This is a genomic window from Streptomyces flaveolus, assembly GCF_000716535.1.
GTDB lineage: Bacteria > Actinomycetota > Actinomycetes > Streptomycetales > Streptomycetaceae > Streptomyces > Streptomyces flaveolus_A.
The window spans coordinates 176,479-192,190 of record NZ_JNWV01000006.1 but is presented as its reverse complement, the minus strand read 5'-3'; the positions used below and the strand labels follow the sequence as shown (position 1 = coordinate 192,190).

Sequence of the window (15,712 nt, the reverse complement as noted above, 5' to 3'; positions counted from 1 at the left end):
TGGACGCCGTGCGTCCGTCTCCTTCTGTCTGCCTCGCTCTGGTGTGACGGTTGACCCGGTGCTGTGGTTGCGCCTGTTCCGCCTTTCCACCCGTGCGACGGGTGTACGTCCGTGCGCCCGCACAGCGCCGCAGGTGACCCTACGACAACTTGCTTGGAAGCTGCACCGGTTCGCGCCCGGATTTCACCGGTTGGCCAACTGTCGTCACCCGAACCTGCCCGGACGGCCCTCACGCATACTGAGCTGACCTGATCACCGTCGCCGCCTTCCGGGCCGCCGACCGCTCCGGGAGGCTCTGTTGCCCTTCACGCTCAGCCACGCGGCGGCCGTGCTGCCCGCGATCCGCCGGGACGGGAGCGGCCGGGGCCTCCTGGTGCCGACGGTGCTCGTCGCGGGCTCCTTCGCGCCCGACATGCCCTACTACGCGGCCGGTGTCCTGCCGGGCGGAATGGAGTTCGGCGCGGTCACGCACGCGTTCACCGGGGTCGTCACGGTCGACGTGCTCATCGCCTGGACCCTGGCGGGGCTGTGGCTGCTGGTGCGGGAGCCGTTGCTCGCGCTGCTGCCACGGGCCCGGCAGGGCCGGCCGGCCGCCCTGCTGCGCCGCGGTGCGCCCCGCGCGCGTGTACGGGCCGCGGCGGTGGGGTGGTGGTACGCCTCCGCGGTGCTCGGCGCGCTCACCCATGTCGTGTGGGACGCGTTCACGCATCACGACCGGTGGGGCACGCGGCTGTTTCCGGCCATCGGGCGGGACCGTCCCGCGGGCATGCCGCTGTTCACCTGGCTGCAGTACGGCTCGTCGGCGGCGGGCGCGGTGGTGATCGCCGTGTTCGTGGTGCGCGCGCTGCGGCGGGCACCGGACGGGGTGCCGGCGGGGGTGCCGGTGCTGTCCGTGCGGGACCGGTGCCTGTCGCTCGCGCTGATCGGCGGCTGCGCGCTGGCCGCGGCGGTGCAGCGGACGGCGCGGTGGTGGGAGCGGCGGGGTACGGCCGCGGGCCCGTGGGAACTGGTGCCCACCCTGTGCTTCGGGGTGGGCGCCGGGCTGGTCCTGGGGCTGCTGCTGTACGCCGTCGGGGTCAGGGTCTGGCGTCCGGCCGCTGGTCTCGGGGATCCTGGGGATCCCGGTGGGGTGGTCGGTGCGGGCCGGGAGCGGCCGGTCGCTCGGTGACGGTCGCGACGAAGACCGTGAGCGTGGGCCGGGGACGTGATCTCGGGATCAGGGTGAGGACGAGGGCGGCGTAGCCGCGCGCCAGGTCGGCCCACTGACGCCAGTCGGGGGTGCGGGCCGCGCGGCCGGCGACCCTGCGCCGGAGGTCCTTGGGGACGTTGCGGACGGTCGTGGCCAGGTCGGCCGGGATGCGGGCGGTGCTTGCGTCGGCCGCGAGGGCCGGCACCGGCGCGGCGGGCACGGCCTGCGTCGAGGCGGTGTCCACCCAGACCCCGGCTGCTGCCTCGGGCGTCCGGCGGTGAAGCATGCGTATACCCATGCCCGCAGTGTTGCGGCTGCGGGGGGTGCGGTGCGTTTTGGCGGGGGCCGTTCGGGTTGTGACGGATCCCTCCGGGGGTTCGGCTGCGTGTTCGGATCCGAGGTGGGTGCCGGGGGGAAGGTGGCACGGTCGGGGTAGGGCTGTCGGGGCGTGGCGGTTGGGGGAGCGGTAGCGGTAGGGGTGGGCCGGTAGGGGTGGCGCGGTAGCGGTAGGCGTGGGCCGGTGGTCGTGGCGCGGTGGTGGTGCCGCAGTCGGGTTGGCGCGGTAGCGGTAGGCGTGGGCCGGTGGTGGTGGCGCGGCAGGGGTGCGGTGAGTTGGCACGCCGGGCTGGGTCGCGGGGGTGATCGCCGTTGCGGCGAAAAGTCGACCAGCGGGGCCGTGGGGGCGGCGGCGGAGGGGGCGTCGGTCCCGGCTTGGCCGGCCGCAACGCCCGCCTCCGCGTGGCCCGGCGCCTCACCGGTCACAGAGCGCCCTCCGCCGACGCACCGCTCCGCCTGGTCGCAGAGCCCTCCGCCATGCGCCCCGCGGGACCGTGGAACGGCAGCGGAGGGGCGCCGGCCCCGGCTTGGCCGGCCGCAACGCCCGCCTCCGCGTGGCCCGACACCTCCCGCCGGTCACAGAGCGCCCTCCGCCGACGCACCGCTCCGCCTGGTCGCAGAGCCCTCCGCCACGCGCCCCGCGGGACCGTCGAACGGCAGCGGAGGGGGCGCCGGCCCCCGCTCGGCCGGCCGCAACCCCCGCCTCCCCGCGGCCCGGCGCCTCCCACCGGCCACAGAGCACCCTCCGCCGACGCACCGCTCCGCCTGGTCGCAGAGCCCTCCGCCACGCGCCCCTCCGCCTGGCACAGAGCCCCTCCGCCCAAGCACCCCTCCGCCCGGGCACAGAGCCTCCGCCACGCACCCCTCCCCCGGCGTCACCCGCGCCAATGCGCCGCAGGCTAGTGGGCTGCCGATTCCCAGTCCGGGCCCACGCCCACCGAGACGTCCAGCGGGGCCCTGAGCTGTACGGCGCCCGCCATTTCGCGGCGGACGATCTCCTCCGTGGCCGCGCGCTCGCCGGGGGCGACCTCCAGGACGATCTCGTCGTGCACCTGGAGGAGCATGCGGGACTTGAGGTCCGCTTCCCGCAGCGCGCTGTCCACCTTGAGCATGGCGATCTTCACGATGTCCGCCGCCGTGCCCTGGATGGGCGCGTTGAGGGCCATGCGCTCGGCCGCCTCGCGGCGCTGGCGGTTGTCGCTGTTGAGGTCGGGGAGGTAGCGGCGGCGCCCGAAGAGCGTCGCCGTGTAGCCCGTCGCCCTGGCCTCGTCGACCGCCCGGCGCAGATAGTCCCTGACCCCGCCGAAGCGTTCGAAGTACGCGTCCATCAGGGCTCGGGCCTCGGCCGCCTCGATGTTGAGCTGCTGGGAGAGGCCGAACGCGGACAGGCCGTACGCGAGGCCGTACGACATCGCCTTGATCTTGCGGCGCATCTCCGCGTCGACCGCCCCGGGCTCGACGCCGAACACCTGGGACGCGGCGGTGGTGTGCAGGTCCTCGCCGGAGGTGAACGCCTGGATCAGGCCCTCGTCCTCGGAGAGGTGGGCCATGACGCGCAGTTCGATCTGGCTGTAGTCCGCGGTCAACAGGGACTCGAAGCCCTCGCCGACCACGAAGCCCCGGCGGATCGCCCGGCCCTCGTCCGTGCGGACGGGGATGTTCTGGAGGTTGGGGTCGGTGGAGGAGAGACGCCCGGTCGCGGCCACCGTCTGGTTGAAGGTGGTGTGGATGCGGCCGTCGCCCGCGATGGTCTTGATCAGCCCCTCGACGGTGACCCGCAGCTTGGCCTGCTCGCGGTGCCGGAGCATGATCACGGGCAGTTCGTTGTCGGTCTGGGTGGCGAGCCAGGCCAGGGCGTCGGCGTCCGTGGTGTAGCCGGTCTTGGTCTTCTTCGTCTTCGGCAGGGCCAGCTCGCCGAAGAGGACCTCCTGGAGCTGCTTGGGCGAGCCCAGGTTGAACTCGTGCCCTGCCGCCGCGTGCGCCTCCTTCACGGCCTGCTGCACGGCGCCCGCGAACATCTGCTCCATCGCTTCGAGGTGCGGCCGGTCCGCCGCGATGCCGTGCCGCTCCATGCGGGCGAGCAGCGCGGACGTGGGCAGCTCCATGTCGCGGAGCAGGTCGGCGGCTCCCACCTCCTCCAGGCGGCCCTCGAAGGCCGTGCCGAGGTCCAGAACGGCGCGGGCCTGGACCATCAGGGCCTCGGCCTCGGCGCCGTCGTCCGCGCCGAAGGCCAGCTGGCCGTCGGCCGCGGCGGCGGGGGCCAGCTCGCGGTGCAGGTACTCCATCGACAGCGCGTCCAGGTCGAAGGAGCGGCGGCCGGGCTTGACCAGGTAGGCGGCGAGCGCGGTGTCCATGGTCACGCCCTCCACGGTCCAGCCGTGCTCGGCGAAGACGCGCATGGCGCCCTTGGCGTTGTGGAACACCTTGGGGCGGTCCGCGTCGGCCAGCCAGGCGGCGAAGGCGTTCTCGTCGGCCTCGTCCAGCTCGGAGGGGTCGAACCAGGCCGCCGCTCCGCCGGCCGCGGCGAGGGCGACCTCGGCGACCGAGCCGGCGCCCAGCGCCCACGTGTCTACGGTGACGACGCCCAGCGGTCCGGCGCCGTGCTCGGCGAGCCAGGGAGCCAGCTCGCCGGTGCGCAGGATCCGGCCGTCGATCTCCACGCCGTCGGTGGTGATCGGGGTGGCCTCGGCCTCCTCCGTGCCGGGGTCGACGGCGAAGAGCCGCTCGCGCAGCGAGGGGTTGCGGATCTCCAGGGTGTCCAGGACCATCGCGACGGCCTTGCGGTCGTACGGGGCCCGCTCCAGCTCGGCGACCGTCTTCGGCAGCTCCACCTCGCGTTCCAGCTCGGTGAGGACGCGGTTGAGCTTGACGGACTCCAGGTGGTCGCGGAGGTTCTGCCCGGCCTTGCCCTTGACCTCCTCGACCCGCTCGACCAGCTCGGCGAAGGAGCCGAACTGGTTGATCCACTTCGCGGCGGTCTTCTCGCCGACGCCGGGGATGCCGGGGAGGTTGTCGGACGGGTCGCCGCGCAGGGCCGCGAAGTCCGGGTACTGGGCGGGCGTCAATCCGTACTTCTCGAAAACCTTCTCCGGGGTGAACCGGGTCAGCTCCGAGACGCCCTTGGTCGGGTAGAGGACGGTGGTGTTCTCGGTCACCAGCTGGAAGGAGTCGCGGTCACCGGTGACGATCAGCACCTCGAAGCCCTCGGCCTCGGCCTGGGTGGCGAGGGTGGCGATGACGTCGTCCGCCTCGTAGCCCTCGACGGCGAAGCGGTGCGCGTGCATCGCGTCGAGCAGCTCGCCGATCAGCTCGACCTGACCCTTGAACTCGTCCGGGGTCTTGGAGCGGTTCGCCTTGTACTCGGTGAACCGCTCGGAGCGCCAGGTCTTGCGGGAGACGTCGAAGGCCACCGCGAAGTGCGTGGGGGCCTCGTCACGCAGGGTGTTGGCCAGCATCGACGCGAAGCCGTAGATCGCGTTCGTCGGCTGGCCGGTCGCGGTCGTGAAGTTCTCCGCGGGCAGCGCGAAGAACGCGCGGTAGGCCAGCGAGTGCCCGTCCATGAGCATCAGCCGGGGACGGCTGCCGCCGGGGATCTTGTCGGTCTGCTTCGATGCTGTCTCTGCCACGTCCCCGATCCTGCCACGAGCCACTGACAGCGCGGGCCGGGCGGTTGTTCCCCGGGGTACGCGGAGCTGCCGCCCGGTCACTCACGGCGATGAAGAGCGCGCAGGTCATGGCCGTTCACGGCGACGAGGACCGCGCAGGTCACGGTCACTCACCGCGACCAGGACCCCGCGCGGACGGACGCCGTGGAGCCCGCGCGAGCAATGCCGCCGCCTCCCGCCCCTCCCGCCCCGCACCGTTGTCGGTGCGCCGTGGGAGGATCGGCGGCGTACTTCTCACACGCAGTCGAAGGGGAGCGTGCGATGGCGACGAAGCCGCCCAAGGGTGATCCGGTCCAGGACGCGCCGCAGGTCGCGGAGCCCAAGCACGCGGCGGCGGGGCTGCCGGCCATCGGGCACACCCTGCGCATCGCCCAGCAGCAGATGGGGGTCAAGCGCACCGCGCTGACGCTGCTGCGCGTGAACCAGAAGGACGGCTTCGACTGCCCGGGCTGCGCCTGGCCGGAGCCGGACCACCGGCACACGGCGGAGTTCTGCGAGAACGGCGCCAAGGCGGTGGCCGAGGAGGCCACCCTGCGCCGGGTCACGCCCGAGTTCTTCGCCGCGCACTCGGTCGCGGACCTGTCCGGCCGCAGCGGCTACTGGCTGGGCCAGCAGGGCCGGCTCACGCACCCCATGTACCTCCCCGAGGGCGGCACGCACTACGAGCCGGTCTCCTGGGAGCGGGCCTTCGACATCGTCGCCGAGGAGATCGCCGCCCTCGGCTCCCCGGACGAGGCCGTGTTCTACACCTCGGGCCGCACCAGCAACGAGGCCGCGTTCCTGTACCAGCTCTTCGCGCGCGAGCTGGGCACGAACAACCTGCCGGACTGCTCGAACATGTGCCACGAGTCGTCCGGGTCGGCGCTCAGCGAGACGATCGGGATCGGCAAGGGCAGCGTCCTGCTGGAGGACCTGTACAAGGCCGACCTGATCATCGTCGCCGGCCAGAACCCGGGCACGAACCATCCGCGCATGCTCTCCGCGCTGGAGAAGGCCAAGGCGAACGGCGCGAAGGTCATCAGCGTCAATCCGCTGCCCGAGGCAGGTCTGGAGCGCTTCAAGAACCCCCAGACCCCGCAGGGCCTCGTGAAGGGCGCCGCCCTCACCGACCTGTTCCTGCAGATCCGCATCGGCGGCGACCAGGCGCTCTTCCGGCTCCTCAACAAGCTGATCCTGGAGACGGACGGCGCGGTCGACGAGGAGTTCGTCCGCGAACACACCCACGGCTTCGAGGAGTTCGCCGAGGCCGCGCGTGCCGCCGACTGGGCGGAGACGCTGACCGCGACCGGCCTCACGCGCGCGGAGATCGAGCAGGCCCTCGACATGGTCCTCGCCTCCAAGCGGACCATCGTCTGCTGGGCGATGGGCCTCACCCAGCACAAGCACGCCGTCCCGACCATCCGCGAGGTGGTCAACTTCCTGCTGCTGCGCGGCAACATCGGCCGCCCGGGTGCGGGCGTGTGCCCGGTGCGCGGGCACAGCAACGTCCAGGGCGACCGCACCATGGGCATCTTCGAACGGCCCGCGCCGACGTTCCTGGACGCCCTGGAGAAGGAGTTCGGGTTCGCGCCGCCGCGCGAGCACGGCTTCGACGTCGTACGGGCCATCCGCGCGCTGCGCGACGGCGAGGCCAAGGTCTTCTTCGCCATGGGCGGCAACTTCGTCTCCGCCTCACCCGACACCGAGGTCACCGAGGCCGCGATGCGCCGCGCGCGGCTGACCGTGCACGTGTCGACCAAGCTGAACCGCTCGCACGTGGTCACGGGCGCGCGGGCGCTGATCCTGCCCACGCTGGGCCGGACCGAACGCGATGTGCAGGACAGCGGCGAGCAGTTCGTGACGGTCGAGGACTCCATGGGCATGGTGCACGCCTCGCGCGGGCGGCTGAGGCCCGCGAGCCCGCACCTGCGGTCCGAGCCGGCCATCGTCTGCGGTCTCGCCCGCCGGGTGCTCGGCGAGCGCAGCGTCGTGCCGTGGGAGGAGTTCGCGAAGGACTACGCGACCGTCCGTGACCGCATCGCGCGCGTGATCCCCGGCTTCGAGGACTTCAACGCGCGCGTGTCCCGGCCCGGCGGCTTCGCGCTGCCGCACGCCCCGCGCGACGAGCGGCGCTTCCCGACCGCCACGGGCAAGGCCAACTTCACGGCCGCGCCGGTGGAGTACCCGGCGCTGCCCGAGGGCCGGCTGCTGCTGCAGACCCTGCGCTCGCACGACCAGTACAACACCACGATCTACGGCCTGGACGACCGGTACCGGGGCATCACGGGCGGGCGCAGGGTGGTGCTGGTGCACCCCGAGGACGCCCGGTCGCTCGGGGTCGCCGAGGGGTCGTACGTCGATCTGGTGAGCGAGTGGCGGGACGGGGTGGAGCGGCGGGCGCCCGGTTTCCGGGTCGTGCTGTATCCGACGGCCCGGGGATGCGCGGCGGCGTACTACCCCGAGACGAACGTGCTGGTCCCGTTGGACGCCACCGCCGACACCAGCAACACCCCGGTCAGCAAGTCCGTCGTCGTACGACTGGAGGACCACACCGGCACCGCCGGGAGTCGTCTGGAACAATCGGCGACCGACTGAGCGTTTGCTCAGCGAGCAGACAGGTGGACGACGAAACGGAGCCGGCCCATGGGTGAGCAGCAGCAAGTGAAGTTCCCGCAGGAGGTCCTCGACGAGTACGCGGCGCTCGGTGTGGACCTGCCCGCCCTGTTCTCGGCCGGACACCTGGGCACGCGGATGGGCGTGCAGATCCTGGAGGCCTCGGCGGACAAGGTCGTCGGCACCATGCCGGTGGAGGGCAACACCCAGCCGTACGGCCTGCTGCACGGCGGGGCCTCGGCGGTGCTGGCGGAGACCCTGGGCTCGGTCGGTTCCATGCTGCACGGCGGCAGCACGAAGATCGCGGTCGGGGTGGACCTGAACTGCACGCACCACCGCGGGGTCCGCTCCGGCCTGGTGACGGGCGTGGCCACGCCGGTGCACCGGGGGCGGTCGACGGCGACGTACGAGATCGTGATCAGCGACGAGGAGGGCCGCCGCGTCTGCACCGCCCGGCTGACCTGCCTGCTGCGCGACGCCCGGCCGGGCGACGGGGCGCCCGCGGAGTCCGCCGCGAGCTGAGCCCGCTTCACCGCGACCCCTGCCCGGCGGAGTCCGTCGAACGCCGAGCCCGCTGCACCGCGCCCCCTCCCGGGCGGAGTCCACCGGACGCCGCCCCCGCGCACCGCGGCCTCTGCCGGGCGGAGTCCACCGGACCCCGAGTCCCGCTGCACCGCGGAGTCCACCGGACGCACGAGCCCCGCTTTCGCCGCGGCCCCTGCCGGACCGTTGCCCCTCGCCCTCCCTCCCCTTAGCTTCGGCACATGGGACGGCGAGGAGGCCCCCGGCCGGGGGTGAGGTTCCTGGTGTTCGGGCTGGCGCTGCCGGCGCTGCTGTACACGACGGCCTGCACCGGACCGGACGGCTCCGCTCTCTCCCCGACCTCAACCCCAGCCTCGGCCCCACCCCCAGCCTCGGCCTCCGCCCCGGCGCAGCCGACTTCAGACGCCGACCTGTGCACCAGGCTCGTCACCTACTGGGCCCGCAAGACGCTCGCCGACGGCACCTACGGCGACTACCAGTCGATGGGCCTGTCCCACGGGCAGTACCAGATCCTGAGGGACGTCGTGGCCGCGGGACGCTCCGCGCGGCAGCGTCAAGGGACGGAACGGGCCGGACAGGTGATGCGCCGTCAGGCCCGCGCGGCGTGTACCGAGCGCTACCGTCACGGGACCCCGAGCGGAGGCCCCTGGACATGAGCGACGGAGGTCCCTGGACATGAGCGGCATCGGCCCGCCGGAGCCCGGCGAAGGCACGCGCGCGTGGGACGGCCGCCGGCCGGAGGACACGCGTCCGCCCGGCCGGACGCGCGCGGCCCTGGCCGCCTGGTACGCCCGCCACCGGCGGATCACCGTCGCCCTCACCGCCGCGGCCGTCGCCCTGTCGGGCGGCGGCTATCTGTACGCCACCCGGCCGCATCGGCCGCCCCCGCGCGAGCCCCGCGCGCAGGCGCAAGTCCCTTATCCCGCCCAGGTGGTGGACATGACCTACCTCGACGGCCGGACCACGCCCGCGGGCGCCCCGCCCCGCAGCTTCAGCTTCGCCGTGCTGCTGAGCGTGACCTCGGGGCCGCCGGTCACCGTGACCCGTGTGGCCCAGCCGTACGCGGGGCTGTCCCTGAATACGGAACCACCTGTTCCGCTTCGCACCAAGTCGGGTTCCGCCCGCAAAGTCACGATCACGATGCACGTGACGGAATGCGAAAAAGCCCCCCAGAACGCCGGACTCCCTTTCCTGGACGTAACTCTGCGTAATACGCGCGCAATACAGGTCCAGAGCTTCATCCTGGGCCCCCGCTACGCACAGGACCTCTCACACGCCCTGCAAGTAGCCTGCAGCAACAAATTTCGGTAATCACCAAAACGGCTGAGACGCCTGGATGGATCAAGGCGGGTCCTGCGGGTTCTCACAATGCGGACGGTGCGAATCCACCTGAATTCCACCTTCCACCCCACCAAGTACCGCTCTGCATTACGTCGTGTCATAACAAGAGCGTCACAGCCTCGGTCAGACACTCCTCCACGTTCCCCACACACGCTTAGAGTCACGGCCAGTCACCGCGCCTTCGGATTGTCCAATTCAGCGCGGCGCGCGACTCGGCCGCTTCCACGGGGAGGCGGTTGTGCCTGGGGAAAGGACTGATCGTGCGTCAACGTTCGCTTATCGCCATCACCGCCGCGCTGGCGGCGGGAGCGCTCACCCTCACCGCCTGCGGCTCGCGCGACAGCGGCGACAAGGGTTCCGACTCCGACAACGGCGGCAGCACCGTCGTCATCGGCGTCGACGCCCCCCTGACCGGCGACCTGTCCGCCATGGGCCTCGGCATCAAGAACTCCGCGGACCTCGCCGTCCGCAACGCCAACAAGCAGAAGCTCGTCAAGGGCGTCACCTTCAAGATCGAGTCCCTCGACGACCAGGCGCAGCCGTCCGCCGGCCAGCAGAACGCCTCGAAATTCGTCTCCGAGCAGGACGTCCTCGGTGTCGTCGGCCCGCTGAACTCCTCCGTCGCCGAGTCGATGCAGAAGGTCTTCGACGACGCCAAGCTGGTCGAGGTCTCCCCGGCCAACACCGGCCCGGCCCTCACCCAGGGCACGGACTGGCAGAACAAGAAGGTCCGCCCGTACAAGGCGTACTTCCGCACCGCGACCACGGACGCCATCCAGGGCCCGTTCGCCGCCCAGTACGTCTTCAACACCGCCAAGAAGAAGAAGGTCTTCGTCATCGACGACAAGAAGACCTACGGCTCCGGCCTCGCCGCCACCTTCACCGAGGAGTTCAAGAAGCTCGGCGGCAAGGTGGTCGGCACCGAGCACATCAACCCGGACGCCAAGGACTTCTCCGCGGTCGCCACCAAGGTGAAGAACTCGGGTGCCGAAGTCGTCTACTACGGCGGCGAGTACCCGCAGGCCGGCCCGCTCAGCAAGCAGATCAAGGCCGCCGGCGCCAAGATCCCGCTGGTCGGCGGTGACGGCATCAAGGACGACACGTTCATGAAGCTGGCGGGCTCCGAGAGCACCGGCGACCTCGCCACCTCCGTCGGCGCCCCGGTCGAGGACCTGCCCTCCGCCAAGCAGTTCGTCGCCGACTACAAGGCCGCCGGCTACAAGGAGGAGTACTCGGCGTACGGCGGTTACGCCTACGACTCCGCCTGGGCGATCATCGAGGCCGTCAAGAAGGTCGTCGACGCCAACGGCGGCAAGCTGCCCTCCGACGCCCGCGCGAAGGTCACCGAGGCCATGCAGGGCGTGGCGTTCGACGGCGTGACCGGCAAGGTCTCCTTCGACGAGTACGGTGACGCCACCAACAAGCAGCTCACCGTCTACGCCGTGAAGAACGGTGCCTGGGTTCCCGTCAAGTCCGGTACCTACACCGGCTGATCCCCGCCTGAACCCCACACGAGCCGCGCGGGGCGCTGTTCCACTGGCGCCCCGCGCGGACTCGCATCCGGCCACATCCCTCGCACTTTCCGAACGCTCGGAGGACATGCGGTGAACGAACTGCCGCAGCAGCTGGTCAACGGCCTGCTACTAGGATCCATGTACGGGCTGGTCGCCATCGGCTACACAATGGTCTACGGCATCGTCCAGCTCATCAACTTCGCCCACGGCGAGATATTCATGACGGGAGCGTTCGGCGCTCTCACCGTCTGGCTCTGGCTCCCCGGCGGCACCAGCATGTGGATCGCGCTGCCGCTGATGATCATCGGTGCCGTCGTCGTCGCGGTCGCGATCGCCGTCGGAGCGGAACGATTCGCCTACCGGCCGCTCCGCAACGCCCCGCGCCTCGCACCCCTGATCACCGCCATCGGCCTCTCGCTGGCACTCCAGCAGGCCGTATGGGCCTGGTACCCCGAGGCGAAGTCCGCGCGCACCTTCCCGCAGATCGAGGGCGGCCCCTTCGAGATCGGCAGCGTCACCATCCAGACCGGCGACATCTTCCTCGTCGTCGCGGCCCCGATCAGCATGGCCGTCCTCGCCTACTTCGTCATGAAGACCCGCACCGGCCGCGGCATGCAGGCCACCGCGCAGGACCCGGACACCGCCAAGCTGATGGGCGTCAACACCGACCGCATCATCGTGATCGCCTTCGCGCTCGGCGCCACGTTCGCCGCCGTCGGAGCCGTCGCCTACGGCCTGAAGTACGGCGAGATCAACTTCCGCATGGGCTTCATCCTCGGTCTCAAGGCGTTCACCGCGGCCGTCCTCGGCGGCATCGGCAACATCTACGGAGCCATGATCGGCGGCGTGGTCCTCGGCGTGGCCGAGACCCTGGCCACCGCCTACATCGCCGACATCCCGGGCATGGACAAGTTCGGCAGCCAGTCCTGGGCCGACGTCTGGGCCTTCGTACTCCTCATCCTCGTACTGCTGTTCAGGCCACAGGGCCTGCTCGGCGAGCGCGTCGCGGACAGGGCGTGAGACCGATGACCACACAGACCACCGCACCCGACACCCCCAGCGCCCGCAAGGCCGACACCCCCACCGGCCTGCTGCCCCTGCCCGAGAAGGCCGCCCGCGCCCTCGCCCTCGGCGGCAGCGCGCTGACGATCGTCTCCACCTTCCTCGCCTGGACCTGGACCGCCGACTTCCCCGGCGACCTCACCGTCTACGGCTACCCCGGCGGCCTCCAGGTCCTCGTCCTCATCGGCGCGATCCTCGCCACCCTCTTCGCACTGGCCTCCTACGGCATCCGCGGCCTGGGCTGGCTGACACCCGCCGGCCCCGACGCGGCCCTGCGGTTCGCCACCCTCGCCACCTTCGCCACCAGCTGGTACACGGTCCTCGCCATCAGCGTCGACCTCGGCGGACTCGTCAACCTCGAACCCGGCGGCTTCCTCGTCGCCATCGGCAGCCTCGCCGCCCTGGCCGGCGCCCTCGCCCTGCCCTTCCAGCGGCCCGAACCCGAACCGATCGACCCCGACGACACCGGCTGGGAAAAGTTCAAGCACGACGCCGCGTACAAGTGGGAAACCACCAAGGCGGTCTTCGCCGCCGACGCGCCCCGCCCCGTCGCCACCCTGCCCTCGTACGCCGAGATCCTGATCATCGTCGCGATGCTCGCCCTCGGCCTGGTCGTCTTCACCTACGGCATCGGCACCGAGTACGACGAACAGTTCATCGGCTTCCTCATCACCGCGGGCTTCGGCTTCGCCGCCCTCAACAAGGCCGGCGTGATCGCCCACGCCTCACAGATCGCCTCCCGGCACACCAACATCACCATCTGCGGCGCCTTCGTCGCAGCCGCACTCTTCCCCTTCACCCAGACCAACGACCAGTACGCGACCCTCGGCGTCTACATCCTCATCTTCGCCACCGTCGCCCTCGGCCTGAACATCGTCGTCGGCCTCGCCGGCCTCCTCGACCTCGGATACGTCGCCTTCCTCGGCGTCGGCGCCTACGCGGCAGCCCTGGTCTCCGGCTCCCCCAGCTCACCCTTCGACGTGCACTTCCCGTTCTGGGCCGCCGTACTCGTCGGCGCCGCCGCCTCCCTCGTCTTCGGCGTGCTCATCGGCGCCCCGACCCTCCGGCTGCGCGGCGACTACCTCGCCATCGTCACCCTCGGCTTCGGTGAGATCTTCCGCATCACCGCGAACAACCTCGACGGCACCTCCGGACCCGACCTCACCAACGGCTCCAACGGCATCTCCTCGATCCCCAACCTCGACGTCCTCGGCTTCGACTTCGGCGCCCAGCACGACATGGGCGGCTTCACCATCGGCCGGTTCGCCAACTACTTCTTCCTGATGCTGATCATCACCGCGGTCGTGGTGCTGGTCTTCCGCCGCAGCGGCAACTCCCGCATCGGACGCGCCTGGGTGGCCATCCGCGAGGACGAGACCGCCGCCCTCGCCATGGGCATCAACGGCTTCCGCGTCAAGCTCATCGCCTTCGCCGTCGGCGCCTCCCTCGCCGGACTCGCCGGCACCGTCCAGGCCCACGTCACCTACACCGTGACACCCGAGCAGTACCTGTTCGCCGGCCCCATCCCACCCAACTCCGCCTTCCTGCTCGCCGCCGTCGTCCTCGGCGGCATGGGCACCATCAGCGGCCCCCTGATCGGCGCCGCCCTGCTCTTCCTCATCCCGAACAAGCTCCAGTTCCTCGGCAACTACCAGCTCTTCGCCTTCGGCCTCGCACTCATCCTGCTGATGCGGTTCCGCCCCGAGGGCCTCATCCCCAACCGCCGCCGCCAGCTCGAATTCCACGAAGAGGCGGAAGCACCCACCCTCCTGACGAAGGCGGGGGCCTGACCACCATGACCACCGACACCACCACGAAGGACACCACCCCCGGCGCCACCACGCCCGGCGAGACCGTCCTCGACGCCCGCGGCGTCACCATGCGCTTCGGCGGCCTGACCGCCGTACGCGGCGTCGACCTCACCGTCAACGCAGGCGAGATCGTCGGCCTCATCGGCCCCAACGGCGCCGGAAAGACCACCTTCTTCAACTGCCTCACCGGCCTGTACGTCCCCACCGAGGGCGAAGTCCGCTACAAGGGCAACGTCCTGCCGCCCAAATCCTTCAAGGTCACCGCGGCCGGCATCGCCCGCACCTTCCAGAACATCCGCCTGTTCGCCAACATGACGGTCCTGGAAAACGTCCTCGTCGGCCGGCACACCCGCACCAAAGAAGGCTTCTGGTCCGCCGTCCTGCGCGGCCCCGGCTTCCACAAGGCCGAAAAGGCCTCCAGGGACCGGGCCATGGAACTGCTGGCCTTCGTCGGCCTCGACCACAAGGCCGAACACCTCGCCCGCAACCTCCCCTACGGCGAACAGCGCAAGCTGGAGATCGCCCGCGCCCTCGCCAGCGAGCCCGGCCTGCTCCTCCTCGACGAACCGACCGCCGGCATGAACCCGCAGGAGACCCGCACCACCGAGGAACTGGTCTTCGCCATCCGGGACATGGGCATCGCCGTCCTCGTCATCGAGCACGACATGCGCTTCATCTTCAACCTGTGCGACCGCGTGGCCGTGCTCGTACAGGGCGAGAAGCTCATCGAGGGCGACAGCGCCACCGTCCAGGGCGACGAGCGCGTCGTCGCGGCCTACCTCGGCGAGCCCTTCGAGGACGCGCCCGGCGCCGAGGAGGTGGCCGAAGTCGAGGCCGCCGAGGCACACGCCGAGGCCACCGCCGAGACAGACGCCGACACCACGGCCACGGGCGCCGACACCACGACCGACGCCGCGCCCGGCAAGGAGAACGACCGATGACCACACTGCTGGAAGTCGAGGACCTGAGGGTCGCCTACGGCAAGATCGAAGCCGTCAAGGGCATCTCCTTCAAGGTCGAGGCCGGTCAGGTCGTCACCCTCATCGGCACCAACGGCGCCGGCAAGACCACCACCCTGCGCACACTGTCCGGACTGCTGAAGCCGGTCGGCGGACAGATCAAGTTCAACGGCAGGTCGCTGAAGAAGATCCCCGCCCACCAGGTGGTCTCCCTGGGCCTCGCCCACTCCCCCGAGGGCCGGCACATCTTCCCGCGCATGAGCATCGAGGACAACCTCCGCCTCGGCGCCTTCCTGCGCAACGACAAGCCCGGCATCGAGAAGGACATCCAGCGCGCCTACGACCTCTTCCCCATCCTCGGAGAGCGGCGCAAGCAGGCCGCGGGCACCCTCTCCGGCGGTGAGCAGCAGATGCTCGCCATGGGCAGGGCGCTGATGTCCCAGCCGAAGCTGCTGATGCTGGACGAGCCGTCGATGGGTCTGTCGCCGATCATGATGCAGAAGATCATGGCCACGATCGCCGAACTCAAGGCACAGGGCACCACGATCCTGCTGGTCGAACAGAACGCCCAGGCGGCGCTCTCGCTCGCCGACCAGGGACACGTCATGGAGGTCGGCAACATCGTCCTGTCCGGCACGGGCCAGGACCTGCTGCACGACGAGTCGGTCCGGAAGGCCTACCTCGGCGAGGACTGACCGTT

12 protein-coding genes are annotated in these 15,712 nt (G+C 71.0%); 10 read left to right on the top strand and 2 right to left on the bottom strand.

Annotated features, from left to right (window positions below):
• Positions 1–298 precede the first annotated feature (298 nt).
• Positions 299–1,168: a DUF4184 family protein gene (locus tag OO52_RS07440; protein WP_030642214.1), complete on the top strand. Its 870-nt coding sequence runs from the start codon at positions 299–301 to the stop codon at positions 1,166–1,168.
• Here OO52_RS07440 and OO52_RS49485 read toward each other — a convergent pair.
• Both OO52_RS49485 and polA read right to left on the bottom strand, forming a co-directional pair.
• The gene (locus OO52_RS49485; RefSeq protein WP_199819923.1) at positions 1,077–1,487 is read right to left on the bottom strand and encodes a hypothetical protein; all 411 of its coding nucleotides are present in this window, start codon (positions 1,485–1,487) and stop codon (positions 1,077–1,079) included. The genes OO52_RS07440 and OO52_RS49485 overlap by 92 nt on opposite strands.
• A gap of 937 nt (positions 1,488–2,424) precedes the next feature.
• Positions 2,425–5,151: a DNA polymerase I gene (gene polA, locus OO52_RS07425; RefSeq protein WP_030642210.1), complete on the bottom strand. Its 2,727-nt coding sequence runs from the start codon at positions 5,149–5,151 to the stop codon at positions 2,425–2,427.
• Between the two features lie 300 nt (positions 5,152–5,451).
• Here polA and OO52_RS07420 point away from each other — a divergent pair, with 300 nt between their 5' ends.
• The 9 genes from OO52_RS07420 to OO52_RS07380 all read left to right on the top strand — a co-directional run bounded on the left by OO52_RS07420 (position 5,452) and on the right by OO52_RS07380 (position 15,707).
• On the top strand, positions 5,452–7,764 hold the full coding sequence (locus tag OO52_RS07420; RefSeq protein WP_030642208.1) for an FdhF/YdeP family oxidoreductase: 2,313 nt from the start codon (positions 5,452–5,454) through the stop codon (positions 7,762–7,764).
• A gap of 48 nt (positions 7,765–7,812) precedes the next feature.
• Positions 7,813–8,304, top strand: a complete 492-nt coding sequence (locus tag OO52_RS07415) for a hotdog fold thioesterase (RefSeq protein WP_030642207.1) — start codon at positions 7,813–7,815, stop codon at positions 8,302–8,304.
• A gap of 242 nt (positions 8,305–8,546) precedes the next feature.
• Positions 8,547–8,981, top strand: a complete 435-nt coding sequence (locus OO52_RS07410; RefSeq protein WP_030642205.1) for a hypothetical protein — start codon at positions 8,547–8,549, stop codon at positions 8,979–8,981.
• 19 nt (positions 8,982–9,000) lie between these two features.
• A complete protein-coding gene (locus OO52_RS07405; protein WP_030642203.1) occupies positions 9,001–9,636 on the top strand; it encodes a hypothetical protein in 636 nt (211 codons plus the stop codon).
• A gap of 290 nt (positions 9,637–9,926) precedes the next feature.
• Complete coding sequence (locus tag OO52_RS07400; RefSeq protein WP_030642201.1) at positions 9,927–11,159, top strand: branched-chain amino acid ABC transporter substrate-binding protein; 1,233 nt, start codon at positions 9,927–9,929, stop codon at positions 11,157–11,159.
• A gap of 111 nt (positions 11,160–11,270) precedes the next feature.
• Positions 11,271–12,200: a branched-chain amino acid ABC transporter permease gene (locus tag OO52_RS07395; protein ID WP_030642200.1), complete on the top strand. Its 930-nt coding sequence runs from the start codon at positions 11,271–11,273 to the stop codon at positions 12,198–12,200.
• A gap of 5 nt (positions 12,201–12,205) precedes the next feature.
• Entirely contained in the window at positions 12,206–14,032 is a 1,827-nt protein-coding gene (locus OO52_RS07390) for a branched-chain amino acid ABC transporter permease (RefSeq protein WP_030642198.1), read from the top strand.
• Positions 14,033–14,037: 5 nt separating this feature from the next.
• On the top strand, positions 14,038–14,994 hold the full coding sequence (locus tag OO52_RS07385) for an ABC transporter ATP-binding protein (RefSeq protein ID WP_030642197.1): 957 nt from the start codon (positions 14,038–14,040) through the stop codon (positions 14,992–14,994).
• Entirely contained in the window at positions 14,991–15,707 is a 717-nt protein-coding gene (locus tag OO52_RS07380; RefSeq protein ID WP_030642195.1) for an ABC transporter ATP-binding protein, read from the top strand. Before OO52_RS07385 ends, OO52_RS07380 begins: the two co-directional genes overlap by 4 nt.
• The last annotated feature ends 5 nt before the right edge of the window (positions 15,708–15,712 follow it).

Excerpts from the sequence above, each read along its gene's own strand:
- OO52_RS07385 (WP_030642197.1), top strand. The coding sequence starts at position 14,038 with ATGACCACCGACACCACCACGAAGGACACCACCCCCGGCGCCACCACG.
- OO52_RS07415 (WP_030642207.1), top strand. The coding sequence starts at position 7,813 with ATGGGTGAGCAGCAGCAAGTGAAGTTCCCGCAGGAGGTCCTCGACGAG.
- OO52_RS49485 (WP_199819923.1), bottom strand. The coding sequence starts at position 1,487 with ATGGGTATACGCATGCTTCACCGCCGGACGCCCGAGGCAGCAGCCGGG.
- OO52_RS07410 (WP_030642205.1), top strand. The coding sequence starts at position 8,547 with ATGGGACGGCGAGGAGGCCCCCGGCCGGGGGTGAGGTTCCTGGTGTTC.
- OO52_RS07390 (WP_030642198.1), top strand. The coding sequence starts at position 12,206 with ATGACCACACAGACCACCGCACCCGACACCCCCAGCGCCCGCAAGGCC.
- OO52_RS07380 (WP_030642195.1), top strand. The coding sequence starts at position 14,991 with ATGACCACACTGCTGGAAGTCGAGGACCTGAGGGTCGCCTACGGCAAG.
- OO52_RS07420 (WP_030642208.1), top strand. The coding sequence starts at position 5,452 with ATGGCGACGAAGCCGCCCAAGGGTGATCCGGTCCAGGACGCGCCGCAG.
- OO52_RS07405 (WP_030642203.1), top strand. The coding sequence starts at position 9,001 with ATGAGCGGCATCGGCCCGCCGGAGCCCGGCGAAGGCACGCGCGCGTGG.